Raw genomic sequence first — 25,650 nt, 5'->3', positions numbered from 1 at the left:
CGTGCTGTCCCCACGGCGCAGCCCGGCGGAGGAGCTACCCCGAGTCGGCGAGTTCCGCGATCACCTCGGCGTGGCAGCGTTCCGGCACGCACCAGCAGCCGAGCCGGCGTCCGCGCAGGCCGGGAAGGAGGGCGAGCAGGTCGGGCCGGCCCAGCAGGTACGCGCGGTACTTCTCGACGACCTCCGTGCGGGTGCCGTCCGGGCCGGGGCGGTACGGGCTGGACAGCGGTGAGGCCGGAAGGTGCCAACCACCGCGGTGCATGGCGCGCCCGACGTAGACCACGTCCGCGTACGCCGGGTCGTCGCGGCGGCCCTTCAGGTTGACCACGGTGGTCTTCGGCACGGCTCAGCCGGCGGTGTCAGCGCAGCGGGCCGTCGCCCGGGCCGTCCGGGTCGTCGACCAGGTGCATCGCCGCCTCCTCGGCGCTGGCGGCGCCGCCGTCGATGCCGGCGTCCCAGGCGACCGACTCGGCCTCGTCGTCCTCGCGCACACCCTCGTCGTACGCGACCAGGCGACCGGCGCGAACCTCGCGCTCGTAGCCCCGCCGGGTCAGCTCGTCCTCGTCGTCGGTCCCGTCCACGTACGGGTCGACGTCCGGCTCCTCCTGGGCCAGCAGCTGCGCGAGGGACTCGCCCGCCCGCTGCTCGGCGAGCGTCGTGCCGTAGCGGTTCGCCGCCGTCCAGTGGTCCGTGGCGACGATCCCGGTGTCGAGGGGGTCGCGGACGCGGTCGTCGTCGAGCGTGTCCGTGGCGTCCAGGACACCGTCGTCCTCGGCCGCGTTCCAACCCTCGGCCGCGTCGGTCCGGTCGGTCTGGCTCATGATCGTCGCTCCCTCCGCCCGATCCAGCGCCTGCGCTCAGCCTATGGCGCGACGGCGGGCCCGGCACCGGGAGGAAGGAACGTGTTAACAGGGGACCCTTCCTCTACCGGAGACGTTAAGAAGGGGCCCTTCCTTTCCGGCGGCTGGTGAGGACGCCGAGCAGGATGGTCAGCAGGACGGCGCCGGCGCCGAGGGCGGCCGGCAGGCCCAGGCTCGACGATCCGCCGGCCCCCGCGCCGTCGCCGCCGGCGGCGACCACCAGCCGGTCGTCCTTGCGCTTCTTCTCCTCGGGCGCCACCAGTTGGCCGACCGACTTGTCGGGGGCGAGTCCGAAGCCCCAGTTCAGCAGTGCCGTCGCCTCGCCCAGGCTGCCCAGCGGCGCGGTCTCCGCCCCGAGCAGGGCCACCACCAGTGTCCGGCCGTCCCGTTCGGCCACACCGACGTACGTCTGCCGGGCCAGGTCGGTGAAGCCCGTCTTGCCGCCGAGCATCCCCGGGTAGCGGCCCAGGAGGGCGTTGTCACCGGCGAGGGCGAGCGCCCCCCGGCCCCGCTGCGCGGGCACGTGCGCCGTCGGCGTGCCGATGTACCGGCGGAAGTCCTCCCGGGCGAAGGCCGCCCGCGCGATCAGCGCCAGGTCGTACGCGCTTGTGTACTGGCCGGGTCCGTCGAGGCCGGACGGGGTCGCGGCGTGGGTCTGGTTGGCGCGCAGGCGGTGCGCCTCGTCGTTCATCACCTGCACGCCGCCCGCCCGGCCGGCCGCGCCGCCGCCGACCCGGGCCAGCACGTTGGCCGCGTCGTTGCCGGATTCGAGGAGCAGCCCGAGCCACAGCTCCTCGACCGTGTACCGGCCACCGGCGACGACGCCCATCAGCGAACTCTCCGGATCGAGGTCGCGCAGGTCGTCGCGTTTCACCTCGACGACCTGGTTCGGGTCGAGGCGGGGCATCAGGGCGGCGGCCAGCAGCAGTTTCTGCACGCTGGCCGGTGTCCGGTGCTCGTGGGGCGCGCAGCCGCCGAGGACCTGGCCGCTGCCCAGGTCGGCCACCACCCAGGCGGTGGCGGTGACCGCCGGCGCCCTCGGCGTGCCCGCCGGGGCGGCCAGCCCGGGCGTCGCCAGCGCCTCCCCGCCGACCTCGGCGTCCGCCCGGTCCACCGGCGGCGGTGACGGTGCGGCGGGTGGGCGTACCGGGGGCTCCACAGTGGGGCACGGCCGGTGGGCGGCGGCCGCCCGTGTCGCGGTCGCTGCAGCGCCGGCGGGCGACACGAGCACGGCGCCCGCCAGCACGGCGACGACCCGGACCGGAAGCGTGGCGCGAGTACGGAGCACGTATCGGACGTTAGTGCTGGTCGGTGCGGGCCCGTGGCGGTTGGAAGAAGCGCGGCGTATCGACGCTCAGGTGAACCCTGGGGTCGGAGACCCCGCCTGTTCGCCATCGGATCGGTCGTCGGCAACCGCCGCCAATGTACCTGTTTCCGCTGTGCGGGCCGGCCTTGCGCCGCTTCGGCGAAGTGGCGGGAGCCGTCCCCGATCGGCCGGAGAATTCTCCCCTTCTGCGCCCGGATAAACCCGGGTGGCACGATCTCCCGGCGCCGGGCGACGCCGAGGCCTAGATGGCCGGGCACGGCGATGGGGCACCGCCGCCGGCGGTGCCCCAGAGGGTGCTGGATCTGGTTACTTGAGGAAGGGGAGCTTCCGCACGATCGCCAGCTTCTCCCAGACCTTGCCGAGGCCGATGGTCTTGCCGGCGCCGATCAGGGTCAGGCCGACCATGACCGCGGCGAAGATCAGGTGCTCGTCCATGAACGGGTTGTTCTGCGGGGGAAGCGCCACCGACCACATCATCACGTAGAGGGTCGCGCCGGCCGCGGCGGCGATCCGCATGCCGATGCCGAGCGTGAAGGCCAGGCCGATGCCGAGCAGGCCGAGCATGAACGCCCAGTTGGCGAACGCGGTGCCGGCCAGGTTCTGGTAGATGCCGGCGAACGGGCCCTCGGCGCCGCTGAGGAAGCCCTTGGTCGGGTTGCCACCCTCGATCCAGGCGCGCTCGGCCGGGGTGGCGAACCCGAAGCCGAAGACCTTGTCGAAGAAGGCCCACAGGAAGGTCCAGCCGATCGCCAGCCGCACGCCGGCGAACACGTACCGGGTGGCCTTGTGGGTGGTGGTGGTCGTCTCGGTCCTGGCGGTGCCGACCGCAGGAGCGGTCGTCTCCGGGGTGTACCGCTCGGCAATCGCGGTCATGGCGTCCACGTCCTCTCGTCATCCGGTGTGCCCCCGTCGGGCACACACCAATTCCACCGCGATCGGGGAGTGCCGAGCAGGGGCGCTGGTCCGGCTTAGGGCGAGCAAGGGTCCCGTCCCGGTCGGGACCTTCGGCCCTGCACCGGACCCGTCAGCGGTACAGCGTGCGGCTGGGTGGTACGCCGAAGGCGGCCCGGTACCGGGCGGTGAACCGGCTGTGGCTCAGGAACCCCCAGCGCAGGGCGATGCGGGACACCGTCTCGCGCTCCGGGTCCGCCCGCAGCAGATCCTGGTGGGCCCGGTGCAGCCGGATTCCGCGCAGGTGCGCCATCGGCGTCGTGTCCAGGTGCGTCCGGAAGGCGAGCTGCACGGCCCGCGGGGTGACGTTCGCGGCGGCGGCGATGTCCGCGGCGCGGATGTTCCGCTCGGCGTGCCGTTCCATGAACGCCAGCGCCCGGCGTACGGTGCCGACGCCCGCGTCGCGCCGGTCCCGGGCGGTGGTGTCGTCGACGGCGGCGTCGGTGACGACCGTCAGCGCCGCGGCGGCGACCATGCGGACCGCGGCGCCCACCACGAGCGGTTGGCCGGCCGCCTCCGGGTCGCCGAGCACCGCCTCCCGCAGGTACGCGGTGGTCGTCCGCCAGTGCCGGACGAGGTGTGGCGGGGCGGGGCCGAGCGCGGCGAGACGCAGCGGCGACGCCGGTCCGGCCGGCGCCGTGCCGGCCACCCGGGCGAGCAGGTCGAGGTCCAGCACGCAGGTCGTGATGGATCCGGCCTGCCAGCGTACGGTGCACGGGTGCCGGGGCGGTGCGAGGACGAAGACGTCCCCGGGTGCGAACCGGTGCCGCTCGCCGGCGGCGGTCCGGACGACAGGCGCGGTCACCGCCTGGCAGATCACGAGCGCGTCCGGCCCGGCCAAATCGATGTGCAGGTCGCCGCAGTGCGCCGCCTGCGTGAGGCGTACCGGGCCGAGGTCGATGCGGTGCTGCCAGAGCCGGGGCGGGTCCAGCCCGACCCGCACCCGTAGCGGCGTGCCGAAGGACGCGGCCAGGTGGGTCCGGATCAGGGCGGGATCCCGGCTGTCGAACCGGTGCGTGACGGGCGCCTGTGCACTCACTCCGCCTCCCCGCGGAACAAGCAACCTCCGGCCCGCGGCCCGGGAATCCCGCGCCGCGCAATTGCCTCGCCACGCAGTGTACGGGTGTCGGCCGAGACCCGCAGTGGTACGGAAAGCCCTTGCCGCTCGGCGTACCCCGCCGGACGCGCCAGCCGGCACGGCTTCGCAAACGGGCTAGATCCCGCGCCTCTCGTGCTAGGCGTCATCGGGCGGGACCAGTGAATCTTGACCGGGTACGGCGTTGCGCTCCGTCCGTCCACACTGGTGCGGTGTGGCGTCCGGTTGGTGCCCGGATCCGGCGGAGTGCCGATTCAGGCCGATCGCGGGACGGGGTGAGGACAGTGGACCGGAAAGACACGCAACGCATCGCCCGGGCGGTGGCTGCGCGCACGGTGCGCCGGCTGGCCCGGGACGTCGGGACCGGCGTCGACGCGCGAGCGGCCGAGCTGGAGAGCTGCCTGCGGACCGTCGTGACCCAGGTGCTGGACGCCGGGCGGCCGGCGCGGCCGGATCACCTGCTGACGCTCTGCCGGGATCTGCGGATGACCCGCGGATCGTTCGACGCCCTGGGCCACCACCTGCTCACCACGCTGCTGCCGCACCGGGTCGGGCCGGACGCGCTGATCCGGGTGGGTGCCCTGCTCACCGACGTGCGGGGACGGCTCGCGCCGGAGGAGGTCAGCTCGCCCAACGGCGGCCCGCCCCGGCGCGACCGTCCGGCGGCCAACAGCGCCGCCCGGCGCTACCGCCGGGAGCGGTTGCCGGAACACCTGCCCAGCACACCCGGCTGGGAGTGCACCGCCTGCGGCACGGACTGGCCGTGCCCCACCAAACAGAGCCAGTTGCTCGCCGAGTTCGGCGGCGCCAGCGCCGGCCTCGCGGTCTACCTCGGGTCCTGCCTGGTCGCCGCCGTCCAGGACCTGCCCACCATGCCGCTGTCCCGGGCGCGTAACCGGTTCCTGGGCTGGCTGCCCAGGAACCGGTTCTAAGCCGGTGCGACCCGCCGGGTCACGCCCGCAACGTGTGGCTCGGCGGGATGCCGAACTCGGACCGGTACAGCCGGGTGAAGCGGCTGTGGCTCGCGAAGCCCCAGCGAGCCGCCACCGCGCTCACCGTCGTCGTTCGCGGGTCGGCCGCGCGGAGCTCGCGGTGCGCCTCATGCAGCCGGACCCGCCGCAGGTACGCGGTGGGGGTCGTGCCGACGTGCCGGCGGAACGCCAGCTGTACCGCCCGGATGCTCACCCGGGCAGCGGCGGCGAGATCGGCGATGCTGATCTCCAGATCGGGATGCTCGTCGATGAAGGCGATCGCCCGGTGCGCCGTACGCAGGGTGGCGTCGCGCCGGTCCTCGACGGTCGGGTCGGTCGACGCGGTGGTGGGGAACGCGGCCAGCGTCGCGGCGGCGAGCAGGCGTGCCGCGTTCGCGACGAGCAGACGATTCGCCGCCAGGTCCGGGATCGCGAGGACCCCGTACCGGACGTAGGCGAAGGTGCGCCGCCAGGCGGCGGCCGCGTTGCGCGACAACGGACGGCAGTCGAGGAACCGCACCGGCGCGCGACCGGGCGCCGCCTCGGCCACCTCCCGCAACAGCGCGGGGGAGAGGACGGCGAACTCGGCGGCCGCCCGGCGGACCGCGGCGGTGTACGGCTGGCCCGGCGGCGCGGCGAGGAAGACGTCCCCCGGCACGTGCCGGTGGTCCCGGCCGGCCGTTCGGAAGCGTGCCGCCCCGGCGGTGAGGACGCCGACGTGGAAGGCGTCCAACGGCGCGCCCTCGGCGTCGAAGTCCATCCGGAACGCCAGCCGCTCCAGGCGGACCGGGCCGAGCCGGGCCTCGGCGAGCCGCATCACCTGCGGTCCGTCGCGGGCGGTCAGCCGCATGCTGCTGTACCGCCGGCTGAGCTGGGTCTGCACGGCGTCGACCCCGGTGACCTCAAGCGTCGGGCGGAGCAGACCGGGGAGCTGCGGCCACCCGTCGCCGGGTGGCATTCAGCCGTCCGAGGCGCCGGGGCGGGCGCGGCCGGAACCGGCGCGAAGGTTTCGACGACCACCGATCGCCGGACCGGTGTCAGCCATGCGACACACACTACGCCGCCGCGCGGGTGCCCGGTCCGACGGAAGGGTTCGGTCCGGGAGCCGCCGGGCAGTGCCGGCGGCCGGGCCTCAGGGCACCCCGAGGGTGTCCGGCCGCCGCGGTGGCGGTAGCCCGGTGCCGGCGCTCCGGCGGCGCTCCTGCTTGACCCGGTACAGGCGCTGGTCGGCGGCCTGCATCAGCGCCTCGAGCGTCGTCCCGTCGTACGGTGCGGTGGCCCACCCGACACTGGTGCTGGTCTGCTGGCCCACCGCGGCGTCGACCCGGGCGGCCACGGCCTGCGCGGTGGCGGCGTCGGCGTCGGCCAGGACGACGACGAACTCGTCCCCGCCGATCCGGGCGACCACGTCGTCCGGGCGCACCGTCCGGCGTACGGCGGCCACCGTCGACTGCAGCAACTGGTCGCCGACGGCGTGGCCGAGGCGGTCGTTGACCTGCTTGAAGTCGTCCAGGTCGAGGCAGAGCAGGGACGGTCCGGGCCGGCACCGGGGGCCGAACAGCGTCGCGGCGAACTCGGCCAGACCGCGCCGGTTCAACGCCCCGGTGAGCGGATCCAGGGTGGCCAGGGCGCGCAGCTGGGAGCGCTGCCGGGCCAGCTTGCCGGCCTGCGTGGAGCACACCGAGATCAGCACGACCATTCCGGCGACGTTGATGAACAGGTGTCCCGGCCGCATCGGCGGGCCGACCATCGCGACGCCCACGTACGTGCCGAGGATCAGCACCTCGAGGGCGACCATCAGCCGCAGGCGGGGCGTCTGGGTGGCGACGAAGACGGTGGTGGTCAGGAAGCCCAGCGCGGCCGGGGCGTCGACGCCGCCGTCCCAGTAGGTGCCCAGCGCGAGCGCGACCATCGTGACCAGCAGGATGACGAACGAGACGCGATAGCCCACCGCCTTGCTGGTCACCCGCCGCGCGGCCCACAGGCCCGCCGCGCCGGCCGCCATGCCACCGGCGTACACCACAAGCATGCCCCCGCGGTTCGGCTGGTCGAGGGTCAGCAGACAGTAGAGAACGGCGACCCCGTGTGACACCACGTGCAGGGCCGCGCTGAGCCGCATGCGGCGGCGGCGCTCGTTCACCGACTACCCTCCGCACATGTCGCGCCCGGTCTGCGTGGCCGGGTGACGCGAGAGCGAAATCGGTCGAAGTGGCGGGTCCCTTGGCGAGGCCGCTCCGACGTGGCACCGTGCCACCTGCACATTGAATGGCGTGTCGCAGGTCACCGTCAAGGCCCATTGCCGGGAACCGACACCGTGGGTGACGGCGAGCGGGCATCCTACGCATGATGCGACTCAACGTGGCCGGCCGTCATGGTGGAGGGCTCCTGCTGCTCGCCGCGGTGCCGCCGACGGTGGAGATGGCGGCCCTGGTCGGTCTCGGGTTCTTCGCCGCGCAGCCACTGGCTCCCCAGGCGACCGCCGTCTGGCCGTACGACTCCTACCACGACCTGCGCTGGCTGCTCGTCTACCACAACTCGTGGGCGACGTTCGCGCTCGGCCTGGTCGCCGCCGTCGTCGGGCGCGGCGTGCTGACCGCCTGGCTGACCGCGCTGGCCTGGCCGGAGGAGCAGCCCCGCCCGCCGATGCGCTGGCTGGTGCTGCGCAACCTCGAGGTCGCGGCGGTCGCCATCCTGATCATCTCGCCGTGGGCGGCGATCTCCGTCGCGTTCTCCGCGGTGGCGCTCTCCTGGTACCTGTTCGCCTCCGTGGTCCCGATGATCCTCATGGCGCCGTTCCTCCAGCGCGCGGGCGTGGTCCAGCGCTGGTGGAAGGGACTGCCCTCGATCGAGCTGCTGGGCTGGTCGCTGCTGAACTTCGCGGTGCTCACCGCGGCCAGTGCCGTGATCGTGACCGTGCCGGGCTGGTCGCGGATCATGGTCGCCGGGCTGGCCGGCGCGGTGAACGGCCTGCTCTGGCGGCGTACCGTGACCGCCGCCGTGCGGAACCAGCGGCGGGTCCGCTGGGCCCGGGTGCCGGTGGCCCCGATCGCGATCGTCCTGACGATGGTCGCCGCGGTCGGCGCGCCACCGCTGCTCGGGCTCTCGTCCGCCACGACGGGAGCCTGGACGCCGCCGTTGACCCGGCACCCGTTGCCCGAGCGGGTGCCCTACGCGGTGATCGTCCTGGCCGGGTTCGAGTCGAGCTGGGACGGCCGGCCGGCGGTGGACCCCCGGGTGCAGCGTTTCTCGTACGCCGGGCTCGACCCCTCCGGCCGGCCGCTGCCGTACGGGCCGGAGCACACCCACCGGTCGCTGGACTCCAGCGCGGCGCTGCTCGACGCGCAGGTCGACGCCCTGCACGAGCAGACCGGCCGCCAGGTCGCCCTGGCGGGGGAGAGCGAGGGTGCGCTTGTCATCCGGACCTATCTCGACAAGCTGCCCGGCGGGCCGGTGGCCGCGGCGATGCTGTTCAGCCCGCTGATCTGGCCCGGACGTGCCTACTACCCGCCACCCCGGCACGAGGGGTGGGGAGTGGTGGCCGGGTGGGAGCTGCGGGGCATCGCCGCGGTGACGAACCTGTTCAAGGAGGTCGACACCGAGCCGGACGAGCCGTTCATCCGGTCCGTGATCGTCGAGGCGCCGTTCTACCGCAACCGGATCCTCTGCCCGGTGCCGGGCGTCCGGATGATCGCGTTCCTGCCGCTGGTCGGCGCGGCCGAGGCGCCACCCGGTGAGTACACCCAGATTCCCGTCGTCGAGGTTCCGGCCCTGCACGGCGGCCTGCTCGACCGGAGCGACGTCTACGACCAGGCCATCGCCTTCCTCTCCGGCGAGCCGGTCGACCAGCCGCTCGGCATCTACGAGGTGCTGCAACGGCTCAGCGCCGCCTGGCAGGCGCCACCTCTCGTCCTCGACGTCAACCCGCTCTGGTCCACCGGCCGGGAGGGCGACCCGGCGTTGACCGGCCGGATCTGCGAGGCACGCTGACCGGCGTCCGCGGGTTGCGCCACCCGGGCCCGCTCGCGTCTGATCGGGAGATCCCCTACGAGCCGCAGAGGAGACCTCCCGCATGGCTGACTTCGTCGGCGCGGTGGACCAGGGCACCACCAGCACCCGCTTCATGATCTTCGACCACGGCGGCAACGAGATCGGCCGCCACCAGCTCGAACACCAGCAGATCCTGCCGCGGGCCGGCTGGGTCGAGCACAACCCCCTGGAGATCTGGGAGCGGACGCAGACCGTCATCCAGACGGCGATGAACGAACGCGGCCTCGCGGCCTCCGACCTCGCCGCGCTCGGCGTCACCAACCAGCGCGAGACCACTGTGGTGTGGGACCGCCGCACCGGCCGGCCCTACTACAACGCCATCGTCTGGCAGGACACCCGGACCGACCGGATCGCCGCGGCGCTGGAGCGCGAGGGCAAGGGCGAGGTGATCCGCCGCCGGGCCGGGCTGCCGCCGGCGACGTACTTCGCCGGTGGCAAGATCCAGTGGATCCTGGAGAACGTCGACGGGGTCCGGGCGGCCGCCGAACGCGGCGAGGCCGTCTTCGGCACCACCGACACCTGGCTGCTGTGGAACCTCACCGGCGGCACCGACGGCGGCGTGCACGTCACCGACCCGACCAACGCCAGCCGGACCATGCTGATGGACCTGGAGACGCTGGACTGGGACGACGAGCTGCTGTCGTTCTTCGGCATCCCGCGCGCCATGCTGCCGGCTATCCGGCCCTCCTCCGACCCGGCCTCGTACGGGACCACGGCGCCGCACGGCCCGTTCACCGGCCCGGTCCCGCTCACCGGCGACCTCGGTGACCAGCAGGCCGCCACCGTCGGTCAGGTCTGCTTCGCCCCCGGCGAGGCGAAGAACACCTACGGCACCGGCAACTTCATGCTGCTCAACACCGGCACCGACATCGTCCGCTCCCGGTCCGGGCTGCTCACCACGGTCTGCTACCGGTTCGGCGACCAGGCGCCGGTCTACGCCCTGGAGGGCTCGATCGCCGTCACCGGGTCGGCCGTCCAGTGGCTGCGCGACCAGCTGAAGATCATCAGCAGCGCGGCGCAGAGCGAGATCCTCGCCCGGCAGGTGGAGGACAACGGCGGGGTGTACTTCGTACCGGCGTTCTCCGGGCTGTTCGCGCCCTACTGGCGCTCCGACGCCCGGGGCGCGATCGTCGGCCTGTCCCGCTACAACACCGACGCCCACATCGCCCGGGCCACGCTCGAATCCATCTGCTACCAGAGCCGCGACGTCGCCGAGGCCATGGCCACCGACTCCGGCGTACGCCTGGAGTGCCTGAAGGTCGACGGCGGCGTCACGGTCAACGACCTGTGCATGCAGTTGCAGGCCGACATCCTCGGTGTGCCGGTGAGCCGGCCGGTGGTGGCCGAGACCACCGCGCTCGGCGCCGCGTACGCCGCCGGGCTCGCCGTGGGCTTCTGGAAGAACACCGACGAACTGCGCGAGAACTGGAACGAGAGCCGCCGCTGGCAGCCCACGTGGTCGGCCGAGCAGCGCGAGAGCGGGTACGGCCGCTGGCGGAAGGCCGTGCAGCGCACCCTCGACTGGGTCGACGTGGACTGAGCGCGCAGTGGGATGAGGTGTTAAGAGGGGCCCCTTCCACTACCGCAGGCGTTAAGAAGGGGCCCTTCCTTCGGTTTGTCCCGGGAGGGAGTGGGAAGGCCCGGTCCGTGTCGCATCAGGGTCTGTCCACGGCGGTTCCGAAGCGGCTCACGCCGGTGGCCGGCGCGCCGCTGTGGTGCGACGCGCAGGAGCACGGGCTGGCGGGTGACGGCGTGACCAACGACCAGCCCGCCCTCGCGGCGCTTGTGGACCGGCTCGGCGAGGGGTACGCGGCCGACGGTCGGGCGCGGGTCATCTACTGCCCGCCCGGCATCTACTCGATCCGCGACGCCGGCACCGTGTGGCGCAGCGGCGTGTCCCTGATCGGCGCCGGGCCGGCGGCGACCCGGTTCCTGCTCAGTAACGAGGGCAACCGGTCCGACCCGGTGCCGCTGGCCTACTGGACGACCGTGCAGCACGGCGCGGACCGGGACCGGCACGTCGCCGAGTGCACCTTCGCCGACTTCGAGATCGACGGGTCCGGCGTGGCGATGACCGAGTACAGCTACCTCGCCAAGGGCCTGGGCCTGCAGTACGTCGTGCGGGGCGTGTTCCGCAACCTGTACATCCACCACACCGGCGCCACCGGCCTCGGCTGCGACTTCCTGCAGGACACGGTCATCGACGGGGTCGTCGTGGTCGGCTGCGGCCGCATGGACAACGGACTGCAGATGGGCGGCGCCGGCATCGGGATCGGCGTGGGCGGGTGGGGCGAGATCGAACGCTGCACCATCGCCAACTGCACCACCATCGGCAACGGCACCAACGGCATCTTCCTCGAGCTGCAGAAGCCGTACTGGACGCCGCCGCGCGGCTACCGGATCGTCGGCTGCCACAGCCAGGCCAACCGGTTCGGCATCTCCGACTGGGGGGCCGACGGCCTGGTCGTCTCCGCCTGCACGCTTACCGGCAACCTGGAGGCCGGCTTCGACGTCTCCGCCAACGGCACCGCCGGCGTCGCCGGCCGCGGCGGGATCGTCGCCGACTGCGTCATCGACCGGAACGTCGGCGACGGCATCAGCATGGGCAACACACCGGGCCCGTACGCGATCCGGGGCAACCGGATCACCGGCAACGGCGGGTACGGCTACCACGAGCACGACCTCGGCGACGGCTACCGCGGCCCGGCGCGGGCCGTGGTGATCGAGGGCAACGACCTCGCCGACAACGGTCTGGACGCGATCCGGATCGACCGGCCCCTGGTGGACGCGTTCGTGGTGGGCAACCGGATCCGGGACAACGGTCGCCGGTGCGCTCCCGCCGCCAGCGGATCCGGGGCCTCCGTGCGGTACGGCCGCCGGACCGTGACCGACGGCGCCGCGGACTGGCCGGTCGACGGGCACCGGGGCAAGGTGCTGCGGGTCGGCAGCCGGACCGCCGTGGTGTCCGGAAACACCGCCACCCAGCTCACCCTCGCCGAGTTACGGCCGGACGCCGTCACCGCCTGGAACGAGGACGTGCCGCCGCCGGGCAGCCGGTACGAGTTGCCCGCTCCGCCGCCGCTGCGGGCCGGGATCACCGTCAACGCGGCGGTGGACGCCGCGACGGTGCGCGGCAACCGGGTGTGGGACAGCGGTGACGGCACGCAGACGTACGGGCTGTGGGTGACCGGGCGGGGCAGCTGCGTGGCCTGCCGGATCGAGGACAACGACCTCGTAGGCAACGCCGGGGACGCCGTCCGGCTGGACACCCCGCCGGTGGGCGGCCGGTGGAGCCGCAACCACACCGACGACGCCTGACGGCCTACCGCCGCCACCCCTCGGCGTCGAGCAGCCCGTCCAGCGTCACCGCGGTGGTGATCAGCGCCAGGTGGCTGAACGCCTGCGGGAAGTTGCCGATCTGCTGCCCGGTGAGGGCGATCTCCTCGGCGTACAGGCGCAGGTGGTTGCTGAACGTGAACATCTTCTCGAACACGAGGCGGGCGTCCTCCAGCCGGCCGGAGCAGGCGAGCGCGGCCACGTACCAGAACGTGCACATGTTGAACGTGCCCTCGTCGCCGGGCAGGCCGTCCGGCGCCTCCGACGGCTTGTAGCGATGCACCAGGCTGTCCGAGACCAGGCCGCGGTCGATGGCGTGCAGCGTCGACTGCCACAGCGGGTCGGTCGGGGTGATGAACCCGACCGACGGCATGATGAGCAGCGACGCGTCGAGCACGTCCTCCCCGTACGCCTGCACGAACGCGCGGCGACCCCGGTGGTAGCCCCGAGCCATGATCTGGTTGTAGATCGCGTCGCGGTGCTGCACCCAGCGCGGCACGTCGCCAGGCCGCCCGCTGCGGTTGGCGAGCCGGATCGCCCGGTCGAACGCCACCCAGGACATCAGCCGGCCGAACGTGTAGTCGCGGGGGTGGCTGCGGCTCTCCCAGATGCCCGCGTCCGGCTGGTCCCAGTTGTCGCAGAGCCAGTCGATCATCCGTACGGTGCTGCGCCAGACCTGGTGCGAGGCGCGGATGCCCTGCTCGTCGGCGAGCAGCATGGCGTCCAGCGCTTCGCCGTGGATGTCGAGCTGGAGCTGGTCGGCCGCGCCGTTGCCGATGCGCACCGGCCCCGACCCGTGGTAGCCCTCCAAGTGCTCGAGGACCTCCTCGTGCAGGTCGGACGAGCCGTCCACGCGATACATGATTTTCAATGGGGCGGAGCTGTTGCCGGCTTCGCGGACCCGCTCGTCGAGCCAGTCGGTGTACCGGGTGGCCTCCTCGGTGAAGCCCAGGCCGAGCAGGGCCCGCACCGAGAACGAGGTGTCCCGGATCCAGGTGTAGCGGTAGTCCCAGTTGCGGGTGCCGCCCAGTTCCTCGGGCAGCGACGCGGTCGGCGCGGCGATCATCGCGCCGGTCGGCGCGTACGTCATGAGCTTCAGGGTGATCGCGGAGCGCTCCACCATGTCCCGCCACCGCCCGGTGTACCGGGAGCGGTCGAGCCACCGGCGCCAGTAGTCCCGGGTCGCCTCGAACAGCTCCTGGATCTCACCGAACGGGATCACCCGGGGCCCGTCCGGGCAGGCGGTCTCCATGATGATCGCGGCACTGTCGTTCTCGTGCATGGTGGTGAAGGCGAGCAGGTCCGCGCCGAGGTCCTGGACGTTCTCAACCGGGAGGGTCCGTCCGTCCGGGCGGGACAGGTGCAGGGTCAGGCTGCCCGACGGGGCACGGAAGACGGCGCCGTTCGGCAGGATGGCGAGTTCGTGCTGCTCGCGCCCGTAGTCGAAGCGGGGCCGGCACAGGGTGCGGAAGCGCATCTCGCCCCGGACCATGTTGATGATCCGTACGATGCTGTGCCGGTCGGTCGCCTGCTCCCCGGTCACCGGCATGAAGTCGACGATCTCGCCGACGCCGTCGGCGCTGATGAAGCGGGTGATCAGGATCGGGGTGTTCGGCAGGTAGAGCTGCTTGCTGACGTACTGCACCCCGTCGGGAACGATCGAGAAATAGCCGCCACGGACCCGGTCCAGGATCCCGGCGAAGATGCTCGGCGAGTCGAACCGCGGGGCGCAGAACCAGTCGATGGTGCCCTTGCGGGTGACCAGCGCGGCGGTCTGCAGGTCACCGATGAGACCGTGGTCCTCGATGGCCGGGTAGTCCTCCAACGCCGGCCTCCCCGCTCGCCTACGACACCCTCGACCGGAGGCTAGACCGGGGCGTCGCGCGGGAAGGCGGGATCGAGGGCCGGGCCACCCGGACGGGGGTACACGCGGTGCCCAGCGGCAGTGGCCGCCGGGCACCGCACCGTCCCTACCGCCAGGTGATGTCCGAGGCCGAGTAGAGGCAGTTCACCCCGTCGGCGCCCTCGCCGATCTCCTCCGGCTCGTCACCCTTGGGCACGCCCCGGTACTTGACGCAGATCCGCGTCTCCCGGTCCGGGTCGTCGAGGATGGTGATCCGGCTGAACCGGGCGGTGTCGCCCCAGTTGGTGTTGATGCCGGCCAGCGCGTCGGTGCGGGTCGCCGTGACGTTGTCCATCACGACGTGCCGCTGGTACGAGGTGGAGCAGTTGCCGCAGGCCCGGTAGAGCTTGCCGGCGTTCTCCACCCGGAAGTTGCGGATGTGCACGGTGCCCGAGCCGTTGTGCTGGAACACCTTGTCGCTCGCCGCGCGGGCACCCCCGCCGTCGACCGTGTACGTGGTGCCGCCGCGGAAGGTGGCGGCGTCCTCGCCGACGTCCTCCCACCAGACGTTCATCAGGGTGCAGTTGCCCTCGCAGTGCACGCCGTCGCCGGCCGGCGCGCCGATGACGACGTTGCGCAGGGTGGAGCCGGGGGCGAGCACGAACATCGGGTCCTGGCTCTCGCTCTGGCCGCCGTCGCCGATGCCGTAGTACCGCCGCAGGCCGCCGTCGAAGGTGCCGGAGACCTGGATTGTCGCGTCCACCTTCACGCTGCCGGTGGGGGTCGGCCATCCGCCCGGCGGCGGGGTCGTGGGCGGCGGGCTGCTCGGCGGCGGTGAGCCGGGGCTGCTCGGCGGCGGCGTGGTCGGCGTGGAGCCGCCACCGGAGTCCACGGTGACGTCGTCGAAGCTGCCGGTCGCGTACGCGGTGACCAGGCCGATCCGGCCGGCGGCGACCAGGCTGCTGCTGCCGGCGGCGACCTGGGTGCCGTTGACGAACCCGCGGATGGTGCTGCCGCTGGTCTCGATCCGCAACGTGTACCAGGTGCCGGTGCCGGCGCCCACGGACGCCGAGCCGAGGACGGTGATCTGGCTTCCGTTGACCGCCTGCAACTCGGCCCGGCCGGAGCCGAGCAGCGCCAGCCGGTACATCTTTGTGCTGCCGGCCGCCCGGGCGGCCAGGCCGACCAGGCTGCTGGACGAGCCGAACGACAGCGGCTTGACCCGGGCCTGGACCTGGTAGTCGGTCCAGCCGCTCTGCCCGGCGAACTGGCGGGCCAGCTCGCTGTCCGCCTTGGACTGGCGGAGCACGCCGGAGCCGTCGGTGACGACCGACCAGTTGCCGCCGGACTTCGACCAGCCGCCGGCGTCACCGTCGTCGAAGTTGTCGCTGAAGACCGTGGCGGCGAAGGCCGACGAGAGGCCGACGGCCAGGACGGTGGCGGTGGCGCCGGCGGTGACCGCCGCGGCCAGCGCACGTCGGGGCGTACGTCTCAGGTGCACGGTTCTCTCCCAGGGGTGGTGGTGGACGGGGTGGTTCAGCGGAGCAGGCGGTCGGCTCCGGCGAACGCGCCGACCACGAACGGCACGGCCGCGGCCGGCAGCACCGGGCCGTGCCGCAGGACGGGGGTCCAGCCGGCGTCCGGGGACAGGTCCGGCTCGTGCTCGGCGTTGTACGCGGCGACCAGGTCGACCGGGCGGGCCGGCCCGTCGGCCGGGTCGACGACGTTGCCGCGGGTGGTGACCGCGGTGCCGCCCCAGTCGTACAGCAGGTCCGCGGCGGTGATTCCGGCGCCGAGCGTGAAGTGGTTGTTCTCGACGTGGGTGGCCGACTGGACGCCCACCCCGACGGCGTACTGGAAGCCGTCGCCGGCGAGCCGGTAGTGGTTGTTGTAGACGTCGACCTGGCCGAAGCGGACCCGGGGCAGCCGTTGCTGGGTGCCGTCGAAGAGGTTGTGGCGCAGGGTCACGTTCAGCCGCCCGAGGTCCGGGCCGACCGTGTTGGACGAGCCGATCAGCAGTACCTTGTCGCGCCCGAGGAACCGGTTCCAGGAGGCGGTGACCAGGCTCGCGGTGTGGGTGACGTCCAGCGAGCCGTCGTGCACCTGGTACGGCCGGCCGAAGTACGCCGGCTGGGCGCTGTCCGGGTTGTCGCCGTCGGTGAAGGTGTTGTGGTCGATCCAGACGTTCTCGCTGCGGCGTACCGAGATCTGGTCGAACTGTGAGTTCCAGTTGCCGGCGTCGCCGTCGGTGGGGGACCAGGCGGGGAAGCAGTCACGGGCGTCGTCGAAGGTCAGGTTGCGGACGATCACGTTGTCCGCGCTGTCGATCATCAGGGTCAGCCCGCTGAGCCGGGCGCCGCCCAGCCCGATGATCGTGGTGTTCGGGCCGACGTTGATCTGGGTGTGCGCGGTCTGGTTCGCCACCGAGCGTCGGCGCGCCTCCTCCAGCGGCCCGCTGGGCGCCACCCGGCCCCAGACCGCCGGGTCGTACGCGGCGAGGTACGCCTCCAGCGAGTACGCCGGATCGGCCAGGTCGGCGCACTCCAGCGGGGTGCCGTCGGCGGCCTCGAAGCCGCTCACCTCGCCGTCCACGTAGATGATCTTCGGGGTGGCGTTGCCGCGGTTGGTGGCGTTGTCACCGCCGAGCGCGGCGACGAGCTCGGCGCGGCTGGTGACGACGTGCACCTGGTCGTGGGCCGCCGCCGCGCCGCCCGTGGTGCCCGGCCCGGCGGCGGCCCAGCCGTCGCCGGGGGGCAGGGTCTGCCGTCCGAGCATCCGGGCGACCGGGCCGAGCCGGTCCCCGGTGGCGTCTGGTGCGGCCACCGCCGCACCGGGCACCAGCGCGAGCGTCGCGACGACGAGCGTCGCGGCCACTCCGGGTCTACGCATGATTCCACCGCCTGTTCCTGTCGAAGAGGTCCAACAGGATTACGGTAGGTTTTCTCATCAAATATAATCAATGCACTTGATGTGCAGGTTCGTTGCAGTTGCCGGACTCAGCGGGCATCGTCCCCGCCACTGGCTGTCGGGGTACGACGGTCAATGTCCCATTCCTCCGGCGGTCACCTCACGAGATCGTTTGCACGCGTTTGCGGTTCGCTGGCGCTCGGCAGGCGCACCCGGTACGGCTCCGTCGCCCAGGGCACCCCGAGTTCCGAGGGCAGCCGGCCCCGCTCCGCGGCGCGCCGCAGCACCTCGTTGACGCCCCGGATGGTGAGCACCCGGTCCACGCCGTCGCCGCCGGCGCTCACCCGGTCCGCGCCGAGCAGGGCCGGCTCCGGCGCCGAGCGGATGACGTCCAGCAGCGCGGTGAACGGCGCGGTCCGCGCCAGCGGGGCGATCAGCGGCACCCGTCCCGGGTCGGCCCGGTGGTCGAGCAGGTTCTCCAGCAGGCCGTGCCGCCCCGGCACGACGCGCGGCTCGACGTCGCCCGGCAGCGCCAGCCGGTCGGTCGGGTACTCCAGCACCGCCCGGCCGGCGGGGCCGGTGACGATCACCTCGCCCGGGATGAACTCCTCCCCGGCGAGCGTCACCGCCGCCACCACGGGCGGTCCCGAGCGCGGAGTCATCCGCAGCACGGCGGTGTCGTCCACCTCGATCGGCCGCACCCGGTAGCGCTCCAGCTCGATAAGCGCCGGCTCGACCGGCCCGCCGGCGGCCACCGCGGCGACGGCCAGACACTGCATGACCGCGTGGGCGAGCGGGTTGGCCAGGGCACCGTCGAGCACCGGCCGGCCGTGCAGGGTCCGCCGGCCGGCCCAGGGCGCCCGGGCGTAGTAGCCGTCGGAGCGCTGCCAGGCCGCGACCGTCGCGATCCGGGTGAGCGGGCCCAGCCGGTCGGCCGCCACCGCCGTGCTCAGCTCCGCCAGGGCCGCCGAGCCGAGCGCCTGGAAGCCCACCTGGCAGGCCCGGCCGGTCCCGGCCAGCGCCGCGGCGAGCCGCCGGTGCTCGGCCATGGACAGCACCGGCGGTTTCTCCAGCAGCAGGTCCGCACCCGCGGCCAGCGCGTCGAGGGCGATCGGCAGGTGGGTGTGCGGCGGGGTGCACACCACCACCACGTCGGGCCGCAACGCCCGCAGCATCTCCCGGTGGTCGGTGAACAGCGCCGCGCCCTCCGGCACCGGCGCCGCCGGGTCCACCTCGACCGGGCGGACGTCGACCAGGGCGGCCAGCGTCACCCGGCCGGCGGCGTGCAGCGGGGCGATCGCCCGCCGGTGCCAGCGACCGTGCCCGTTCGCCCCGACCACCACCACCCGGGGCACCGCCCGGCCGCTCACCGGGCACCCGCCAGCGTCGCGGCCACCCCGTGCCGGTCGAGGTCGGCCAGCCAGGCGGTCACGTCGGCCCGGACGTCGTCGTCCTCGGCCACCTCCACCGGAAACACCTCACGGAGTTTGAACAGCGCGTCGACCGCCCCCGCCGGAGTGGACGGGGCGGCCGCCAGCGCCGCCCGGATGCGGTCGGCGAGGGGATCGGCCAGCGGCAGCGCGGAACCGTCGTCGGCCGTGCCGGCGGCGAAGCGGATCCACCCGGCGACCACCAGCGCGGCCCAACGCGCCGGCCGCCCCTGCGCCCGCAGGTCGGCGATCGTGTGCAGGATCCGCTGCGGCAGCTTCTGCGAGCCGTCCATCGCCACCTGGAGGGTGCGGTGGTGGATGGCCGGGTTCGCGAACCGCTCCAGCACCTCCTCGCCGTAGGCCACGACCGAGACGCCCGCCGGCGGCGTGAAGCTCGCCGCCACGTCCTCGGCGACCAGCCGCCGCAGCACCGTGCCCAGGTGGGGCAGCGCGAGGGCGTCGGCGACGGTCTCCTGGCCGGCCAGCGCGCCGAGGCACGCCGCCGCCGAGTGCACCCCGTTGAGGGTGCGCAGCTTCAGCCGCTCCCAGGGCCCGGCGTCACCGGTGAGCACCGCACCGGCGCGTTCCCACGCCGGCCGCCCGGCGGGGAAGTCGTCCTCGATCACCCACTGCCGGTACGGCTCGGCGACCACCGCCGCCAGATCGGCGACCCCGAGGGCGTCGCGAGCCACGTCCAGCGTGTGCGCCGTCGTGGCCGGCACGATCCGGTCCACCATCGTGCCCGGGAAGGTGACGCTGTCCCGGACCCAGCCGGCCAGCGGCTCGGGCACCCGCGCGTACTCCACGGCCTGCTCGACCAGGCCGCGCAGCCGGCGGCCGTTCGCGGGCAGGTTGTCGCAGCTCACCAGGGCCAACGGCGGGCCCTGCGCGGCGGCGCGGGCGAGCAGCCCGCGCAGCAGCAGGCCGGGCACGGTCACCGGCGGCCGGTCACCGCGCAGGTCCGCGGCGACCTCGGCGTCCGGCCGCAGCCGCCCGGTGACCGGGTCCAGATGGTGCGCCTTCTCCGTCACCGTCAGCGTGACCACCCGGATCGCCGGGTCGGCCAGCAGCGCCACCACGGCGGCCGGGTCGCCGGCCGCGTGCCGCACCCCGGCGAGCGCGCCCACCACCCGGGTGTGCACGCCCTGCCCGCTGGTGGTGGTGACGCTGAACAGGTGGTCCTGCGCGGCGAGCGCCGCCAGCACCTCGCGGCTGCGCGGGGCCACGCCGACGATGCCCCAGTCCCCGCCCGCCGCGGCCATCGCCTCCTCGGTGTAGACGGCCTGGTGGGCGCGGTGGAAGGCGCCGAGCCCGAGGTGGACGATCCCGGGTTTCGCGCTGCCGGGACGCAGCAGCGGGCGGCTGGCCGGCGGCACCCGGTGCAGGGTGCCGAGGCCCAGCCGGTCGGCGCCGACGGTCACCGCCATGCCGGGCCGTCCGGGAAACGGTAGGTTGCGACCGACTCGGGCCTCATCAGGGTGCTGTACCCCGGGGCCTCGGGCAGCAGGTATCGGCCGCCCCGGGTGCGTACCGGGTCGACGAAGTGCTCGTGCAGGTGGTCGACGTACTCGACCATGCGACCCTCCAGGCTGGTGCCGACCCGCAGGTGGTCGAAGACGGCCAGGTGCTGCACGTACTCGCAGAGGCCGACGCCGCCCGCGTGCGGGCAGACCGGCACCCCGAACTTCGCGGCGAGCAGCAGCTCGGCGAGCACCTCGTTGACGCCGCCGACCCGGCACGCGTCGATCTGCATCACCCCGATCGCGTCGGCCTGCAGCAGCTGCTTGAAGATCACCCGGTTGGCGGCGACCTCGCCGGTGGCGACCCGGCACCGGCCCCCGGTGAGTTCGGTGACGGCCCGGGCGATGCGCGCGTGACCGAGCACGTCGTCGGCGTGCGTGGGCTCCTCGATCCAGTACGGGTCCACCTCGGCCAGCGCGGCCATGTTGGTGATCGCCTCGTCGACGTCCCACACCTGGTTGGCGTCCATCATCAGCAGCGCGTCCGGCCCGATCTCGGAGCGGATGATCCGCGCCCGGCGCAGGTCGTCCTCCGGCGGCCCGCCGACCTTCATCTTCATCGCCCGCCAGCCGTGCGCGTACGCCTCGCGGGTCAGCGCCCGGACCTTCTCGTCCGGGTAGCCCAGCCAACCGACCGACGTGGTGTACGAGGGGAACCCGTCCCGGGCCAGCCCGGCGTGCCGCTCGTCCAACCCGACCAGGCCCTTGTCGAGGATGGCCGCTGCCTCGTCCGGGGTCAGCGCGTCGGTGATGTGGTGGAAGTCGACGCTGGCGACGAGGTCGTCGGTGGGCAGGTCGGCGAGCAGCCGCCACAGCGGCTTGCCGGCGAGCCGGGCCCGCAGGTCCCACACCGCGTTGACAAGCGCCCCGGTGGCCATGTGGATGACCCCCTTCTCCGGGCCCAGCCAGCGCAGCTGCACGTCGGCGGTGAGCGAGCGCCAGAACCCGACCGGGTCGGCGACGATCTCCTCGACGGTGCGGCCGGTGACGTGGTGGGCGAGGGCCCGCACCGCCGCGCAGGTGATCTCGTTGCCCCGGCCGTTGGTGAAGGTGAACCCGGCGCCGGTCACGCCCGCGTCGGTGCGCAGCTCCACGTAGGTCGCCGAGTAGTCGCCCCGGTTGATCGCGTCCGAGCCGTCGCCGGCGGCGGCGGTGGGGAAGCGGACGTCGTGGACGTCGACGTCGGTGATGCGCACACTCATGCCGGTTCTCCGATCCGAAAGACCCGCTTGGGCAGCCGGTACGCGAGGTCGACGACGGTCTCGGCGGCCTCGTCCTCGGGCATCCGGTGCTCGGTGACCAGGCGGGCGAGGTACGCGGCGTCGACCCGGCGGGCCACGTCGTGGCGTACCGGGATGGAGCAGAACGCGCGGGTGTCGTCGACGAAGCCGGCGGTGTTGTAGAAGCCGGCCGACTCGGTGACCGACTCGCGGAACCGGCGCAGCACCTCCGGCGAGTCCAGAAACCACCAGGGCGCGCCGAGGTAGAGGGCTGCGTACCCGCCGGCCAGCGGTGCCAGCTCCCGGGTGAACGTGTACTCGTCGAGGGTGTAGAGCACCACCCGCAGCCGGGGGTCGTTGCCGTACGCGTCCAGCAGCGGGGTGAGCGCGTGCAGGTACTCGGTGGCCTGCGGCAGGTCGCCGCCGACGTCCCGGCCGTGCCGCGCGTACAGCCAGCGGTTGTGGTTGCGCACCGCGCCCGGGTGCAGCTGCATCACCAGGCCGTCGTCGAGCGACATGCGGGCGAACTCGAGCAGCATGTGCGCCCGGAACGCCTCCGCGTCGGCCGCGTCGGCGAGGCCGCGCCGGCCCCGGTCGAAGAGGTCGGCCGCCTCGCGCGGGCTCAGGTCGAGGGTGCGGGCGGTGGGGTGGCCGTGGTCGGAGGAGGTGGCGCCCGCCGCGATGAACGCCGCCCGGCGCTGCCGCAGCGCGGCCAGGTAGCCGGCGTAGGTGCCGGTGTCCTCGCCGGACACCTCGGCGAGCCGTTCCACGTTTGCCGCCCAGCCGTCGAAGTCCATGTCCACCACGTTGTCCGGCCGGAAGGTGGTGATCACCCGGCCGCCCGGACCGCCCCATCCGTCGGCGGCGAGCTTCGCGTGCTGCCCGAGGTCGTCCAGCGGTGACTCGGTGGTGGCGAGCACCTCGATGCCGAACCGCTCGAACAGCGCCCGGGGTCGGAACGCCGGCTCGGCCAGCCGCGCCGCCAACTCGTCGTAGACGGCGTCGGCGGTGGCCGGCGACAGTGGGGTGGTCACCCCGAACACGTCGGTGAAGGTCTGCTCCAGCCAGAGCCGGGACGGGGTGCCCCGGAACAGGTGCCAGTGCGCGGCGAAGCGGCGCCAGATGGTCCGCCCGTCGGTCTCGGTCGGGCTGCCGTCGACCGTCGGCACGCCCAGGTCGGCCGGCGGGACGCCCTGGCTGAGCAGCATCCGGGTGAGGTAGTGGTCGGGCACGATCAGCAGGCGCGCCGGGTCGGGGAAGGGTCGGTCCTCGGCCAGGATCGCCGGGTCGACGTGCCCGTGCGGGGAGATGATCGGCTGGGGTGCCGCCAGCACGTACAGCCGGCGGGCCACCGCCCGCTGCGCGGGGTCGGCGGGGAAGAGCAGGTCGGGTGTCGGCACGGATGGGACTCCTCGGACGGGTCGCGGCGCTAGGGGAGGTCGAGCAGGTCGGCGACCCGGACCGGGGCGCCGGTGGCGAGGGAGCGGTTGGCGGCGAGGCCGGTGAGCAGAGCGAGGGCGCCGTCGCGGGCGGTCGCGGCGCGGCCCATCGGGTCCGGGGCGCCGCCGAGCAGCACCCGCGTCATCCGGATGTCGGCGCCGCCGTGCCCGGTGCGGGTGTGGCCCTCGACCGGGATCCGGCTGGGTGGGCGCCAGAACGGGCGCAGGGTGAGCGTGGCGCCGCCGGCCTCGGCGGCGGCCTCGTCCCCGTGCAGCGCCGCGCCCTTCAGCGCGCCGGCCGCGGCCGGGCTGACGTGGTCGCTCTCGACCACCTCCAGCTCGACGCGGCCCCGGCTGCCGTTGACCATGACCCGGTAGCCCTCGTAAGGGGCGTAGGCGGTGAGGTGGTAGGTCATGGTGGCGCCGGTGGAGTAGCGCACCAGCACCGCCATGTCGTCCTCGATGGTCACCCCGGGGGCGAAGACGTTGCGGTCGCGCTGGTAGCCGTCCTCGGCCTCGGCGTCGAGGTACAGCTCGCGCAGCTTGGGGTGGGCGGCCAGGTGCAGCGCGAAGGGGTCGTCGGCGGCGGTGGAGGAGCCGTGCGCCCGCTGGTAGTCGCGCGCGTAGCCGTGGCGCCGGCCGGCTTCGCCGTAGAAGAACAGCCGCCCGGCGGCGTGGACCTCCACCGGTACGGCGTCCAGCCACCAGTTGACCAGGTCGAAGTGGTGGCCGGCCTTGTGCACCAGCAGTCCGCCGGAGTGCGCCTTGTCGCGGTGCCAGCGCCGGAAGTAGTCGGCGCCGTGCCGGACGTCGAGCAGCCACTCGAAGTGCACGGAACCGATCTCGCCGACCGCCCCGTCGGCCAGCAACCGGCGGAGCTGCTCGTGCAGCGGGTTGTAGCGGTAGTTGAACGCCACCCGCACCTGCCGGCCGGTGTCGGCGACGGCGTCGAGTATGCGCCGGCAGCCGGCCACGTCCACGGTCATCGGCTTCTCGGTGACCACGTCGCAGCCGGCGCGCAGCGCGGTCTCGATGTGCGCGGCGTGCGTGTGGTCGACACTTGTCACCAGCAGCACGTCGACGCGTTCCTTGGCCAGCATGGCGGCCAGCTCCGCGGCCTGGTACGTGGGCACGGGCGGGTGTCCCAGCTCGCCGAGCCAGCGGTTGTGCGCGTCCATCCGGGCCTGGTTGACGTCCGCGAAGGCGACCAGCTCGGCGGTGTCCGCGTGGTCGCGTACCAGGGCCCGGACGAACATCTCGGCCCGCGACCCGGTGCCCACCAGGGCGTGGCGGGCCCGCTCACCGGTCCTGGACGACATGGCGCCACCTCTCCGATTGCTGCAAAGGTTTGCAGCCGAAATAACCACGGGAGGGCCAGTGACGTCAACGATCGATGTCAAACCGGTGTCATAGATCCGCATTGCGTCCTATTTGGGCGCATGAAGAGAGCGCGGTCGAAACACGAACGTAATCGTCGGCCGTTGACACGAGCACAACCGTTTGCATTAATTGGCGGCACCTGACGTGACCCCAGCCACACTGGACGAAGGGCCCGCCGTGCCAGCCACCATCCGAGACGTCGCCCGGGCCTCCGGCGTGCACATCTCCACGGTCTCCCGCACGTTCTCGGCCCCGCACCTGGTCAACCCCGAGACCCGCAGCCGGGTGCTGGCGGTCGCCGAGGACCTCGGCTACCGCCCCAACCGTGCCGCCCGCGCGCTGATCACCGGCCGTACGCACAACCTGGGCCTGATCATCGCCGACATCGCCAACCCGTTCTTCCCACCGCTGATCAAGGCCGCCGAGAGCCAGGCCCGGCAACGCGACTACCACGTCTTCGTCGCCGACACCAACGAGGACCCGATCGCCGAGGAGGAGCTGGTCCACGCCCTCGCCAAGCAGGTCGACGGGGTGCTGCTGTGCAGCCCGCGGATGAGCAACAGCCTGATCGAGCAGCTCAGCCGGGAGGTCCCGCTCGTGGTGATCAACCGGCAGGTCGCCGGCCTGCCCTGCGTGACCATGGACGTCGGCCAGGGCGCCCGCTCGGCGGTGGAGCACCTGCTCACCCTGGGCCACCGGCGGCTCGCGCTGCTGTCCGGGCCGCGCGGGTCATGGACCAGCCGTGAGATCCGCCGGGCGGCGAGCGCCGCCGCCCGCTCCGGTGGTGCCGAGCTGACCGTCCTCGGGCCCAACCACCCCACCGAGACCGGTGGTGGCGCGCTCGCCGAGCAGGTGCGCCGCAACGAGGTCACCGCAGTTCTCGCCTACAACGACCTGATGGCCATCGGCCTGATCGAAGGACTCGACGCCCTCGGGATGCGCGTCCCGCAGGACGTCAGCGTCGTCGGGATCGACGACATCGCCCTGAGCCGGCTCACCCGGCCCAAGTTGACGACGGTGGCCACGCCGACCGCGGCCGCCGGCCGGACGGCCGTCGACATGCTCCTGTCCACCGACAGCGTCATCGCCCGGGGAACCCGGGGCGGTGGCCGGAGCGGCAGCACCGACGACCGTCGTACCACCGCACAGGTAATGCTCCGGACCGAACTGGTCATCCGCGACTCGACCGCAGCCGCACCGGCTGACGGTCGGCACCGCCCCGGCGCCCAGGTGGTTGTCCCGGGCCCGCATCGCCCTGCGGGCCCGGGTCGCCCAGCCGCGGCCACCGGTGGCGTCGTCGCCTCCTAACGCCAAGGAGTGAGC

The 25,650-nt window shown here is 73.3% G+C and carries 20 protein-coding genes; 5 read left to right on the top strand and 15 right to left on the bottom strand.

What is annotated here, in order from left to right:
* Positions 1-34: 34 nt before the first annotated feature.
* The 5 genes from ABTW87_RS20020 to ABTW87_RS20000 form a co-directional block, all read right to left on the bottom strand.
* Entirely contained in the window at positions 35-343 is a 309-nt protein-coding gene (locus ABTW87_RS20020; protein ID WP_350652339.1) for a DUF4326 domain-containing protein, read from the bottom strand.
* A 16-nt stretch (positions 344-359) separates the two neighbouring features.
* Positions 360-821: a DUF5709 domain-containing protein gene (locus ABTW87_RS20015; protein ID WP_350652338.1), complete on the bottom strand. Its 462-nt coding sequence runs from the start codon at positions 819-821 to the stop codon at positions 360-362.
* Positions 822-936: 115 nt separating this feature from the next.
* Complete coding sequence (locus tag ABTW87_RS20010) at positions 937-2,148, bottom strand: D-alanyl-D-alanine carboxypeptidase family protein (protein ID WP_350652337.1); 1,212 nt, start codon at positions 2,146-2,148, stop codon at positions 937-939.
* A 345-nt stretch (positions 2,149-2,493) separates the two neighbouring features.
* Positions 2,494-3,069 (bottom strand): hypothetical protein, encoded by a 576-nt coding sequence (locus tag ABTW87_RS20005; protein ID WP_350652336.1) that lies wholly within the window; start codon positions 3,067-3,069, stop codon positions 2,494-2,496.
* Between the two features lie 142 nt (positions 3,070-3,211).
* The gene (locus ABTW87_RS20000) at positions 3,212-4,177 is read right to left on the bottom strand and encodes a helix-turn-helix transcriptional regulator (protein WP_350652335.1); all 966 of its coding nucleotides are present in this window, start codon (positions 4,175-4,177) and stop codon (positions 3,212-3,214) included.
* A gap of 341 nt (positions 4,178-4,518) precedes the next feature.
* Here ABTW87_RS20000 and ABTW87_RS19995 point away from each other — a divergent pair, with 341 nt between their 5' ends.
* Positions 4,519-5,166: a hypothetical protein gene (locus tag ABTW87_RS19995; RefSeq protein ID WP_350652334.1), complete on the top strand. Its 648-nt coding sequence runs from the start codon at positions 4,519-4,521 to the stop codon at positions 5,164-5,166.
* A gap of 19 nt (positions 5,167-5,185) precedes the next feature.
* Here ABTW87_RS19995 and ABTW87_RS19990 read toward each other — a convergent pair whose 3' ends face one another.
* Positions 5,186-6,163, bottom strand: a complete 978-nt coding sequence (locus tag ABTW87_RS19990) for a helix-turn-helix transcriptional regulator (protein ID WP_350652333.1) — start codon at positions 6,161-6,163, stop codon at positions 5,186-5,188.
* Positions 6,164-6,337: 174 nt separating this feature from the next.
* Positions 6,338-7,345, bottom strand: coding sequence for a GGDEF domain-containing protein (locus ABTW87_RS19985; protein WP_350652332.1), 1,008 nt, complete (start codon positions 7,343-7,345; stop codon positions 6,338-6,340).
* A gap of 206 nt (positions 7,346-7,551) precedes the next feature.
* On the opposite strand from ABTW87_RS19985, the gene ABTW87_RS19980 reads away from it, so the two are divergent.
* From ABTW87_RS19980 to ABTW87_RS19970, 3 genes are all read left to right on the top strand, one after another.
* The gene (locus tag ABTW87_RS19980; RefSeq protein ID WP_350652331.1) at positions 7,552-9,192 is read left to right on the top strand and encodes an alpha/beta fold hydrolase; all 1,641 of its coding nucleotides are present in this window, start codon (positions 7,552-7,554) and stop codon (positions 9,190-9,192) included.
* Positions 9,193-9,274: 82 nt separating this feature from the next.
* Positions 9,275-10,792: a glycerol kinase GlpK gene (gene glpK, locus ABTW87_RS19975; protein ID WP_350652330.1), complete on the top strand. Its 1,518-nt coding sequence runs from the start codon at positions 9,275-9,277 to the stop codon at positions 10,790-10,792.
* A 107-nt stretch (positions 10,793-10,899) separates the two neighbouring features.
* Entirely contained in the window at positions 10,900-12,570 is a 1,671-nt protein-coding gene (locus ABTW87_RS19970) for a right-handed parallel beta-helix repeat-containing protein (protein WP_350652329.1), read from the top strand.
* A gap of 4 nt (positions 12,571-12,574) precedes the next feature.
* Here ABTW87_RS19970 and ABTW87_RS19965 read toward each other — a convergent pair whose 3' ends face one another.
* The 8 genes from ABTW87_RS19965 to ABTW87_RS19930 form a co-directional block, all read right to left on the bottom strand.
* Positions 12,575-14,413 carry a glycoside hydrolase family 15 protein gene (locus ABTW87_RS19965; RefSeq protein WP_350652328.1) on the bottom strand — a complete coding sequence of 613 codons (1,839 nt, stop codon included), beginning with the start codon at positions 14,411-14,413 and terminating at the stop codon, positions 12,575-12,577.
* 145 nt (positions 14,414-14,558) lie between these two features.
* The gene (locus tag ABTW87_RS19960; protein WP_350652327.1) at positions 14,559-15,932 is read right to left on the bottom strand and encodes a pectate lyase; all 1,374 of its coding nucleotides are present in this window, start codon (positions 15,930-15,932) and stop codon (positions 14,559-14,561) included.
* A 35-nt stretch (positions 15,933-15,967) separates the two neighbouring features.
* Entirely contained in the window at positions 15,968-17,320 is a 1,353-nt protein-coding gene (locus ABTW87_RS19955) for a pectate lyase family protein (protein WP_502891617.1), read from the bottom strand.
* Between the two features lie 173 nt (positions 17,321-17,493).
* Positions 17,494-18,708, bottom strand: a complete 1,215-nt coding sequence (locus ABTW87_RS19950) for a Gfo/Idh/MocA family protein (protein ID WP_350652326.1) — start codon at positions 18,706-18,708, stop codon at positions 17,494-17,496.
* The gene (locus ABTW87_RS19945) at positions 18,705-20,195 is read right to left on the bottom strand and encodes a mannitol dehydrogenase family protein (protein ID WP_350652325.1); all 1,491 of its coding nucleotides are present in this window, start codon (positions 20,193-20,195) and stop codon (positions 18,705-18,707) included. The genes ABTW87_RS19950 and ABTW87_RS19945 overlap by 4 nt, the downstream gene beginning before the upstream one ends.
* The gene (locus tag ABTW87_RS19940) at positions 20,186-21,490 is read right to left on the bottom strand and encodes an enolase C-terminal domain-like protein (protein ID WP_350652324.1); all 1,305 of its coding nucleotides are present in this window, start codon (positions 21,488-21,490) and stop codon (positions 20,186-20,188) included. Before ABTW87_RS19940 ends, ABTW87_RS19945 begins: the two co-directional genes overlap by 10 nt.
* Entirely contained in the window at positions 21,487-22,908 is a 1,422-nt protein-coding gene (uxaC, locus tag ABTW87_RS19935; protein WP_350652323.1) for a glucuronate isomerase, read from the bottom strand. Before uxaC ends, ABTW87_RS19940 begins: the two co-directional genes overlap by 4 nt.
* 29 nt (positions 22,909-22,937) lie before the next feature.
* A complete protein-coding gene (locus ABTW87_RS19930; RefSeq protein WP_350652322.1) occupies positions 22,938-24,266 on the bottom strand; it encodes a Gfo/Idh/MocA family protein in 1,329 nt (442 codons plus the stop codon).
* Positions 24,267-24,504: 238 nt separating this feature from the next.
* Here ABTW87_RS19930 and ABTW87_RS19925 point away from each other — a divergent pair, with 238 nt between their 5' ends.
* Entirely contained in the window at positions 24,505-25,635 is a 1,131-nt protein-coding gene (locus tag ABTW87_RS19925) for a LacI family DNA-binding transcriptional regulator (RefSeq protein WP_350652321.1), read from the top strand.
* Positions 25,636-25,650: the final 15 nt, after the last annotated feature.

Origin of the sequence: Micromonospora sp. NPDC126480 (assembly GCF_040302465.1) — a bacterium.
Lineage (GTDB): Bacteria > Actinomycetota > Actinomycetes > Mycobacteriales > Micromonosporaceae > Micromonospora.
Note: the sequence above shows the minus strand (reverse complement) of the source record. Positions and strands in the feature narration are given on the sequence as shown.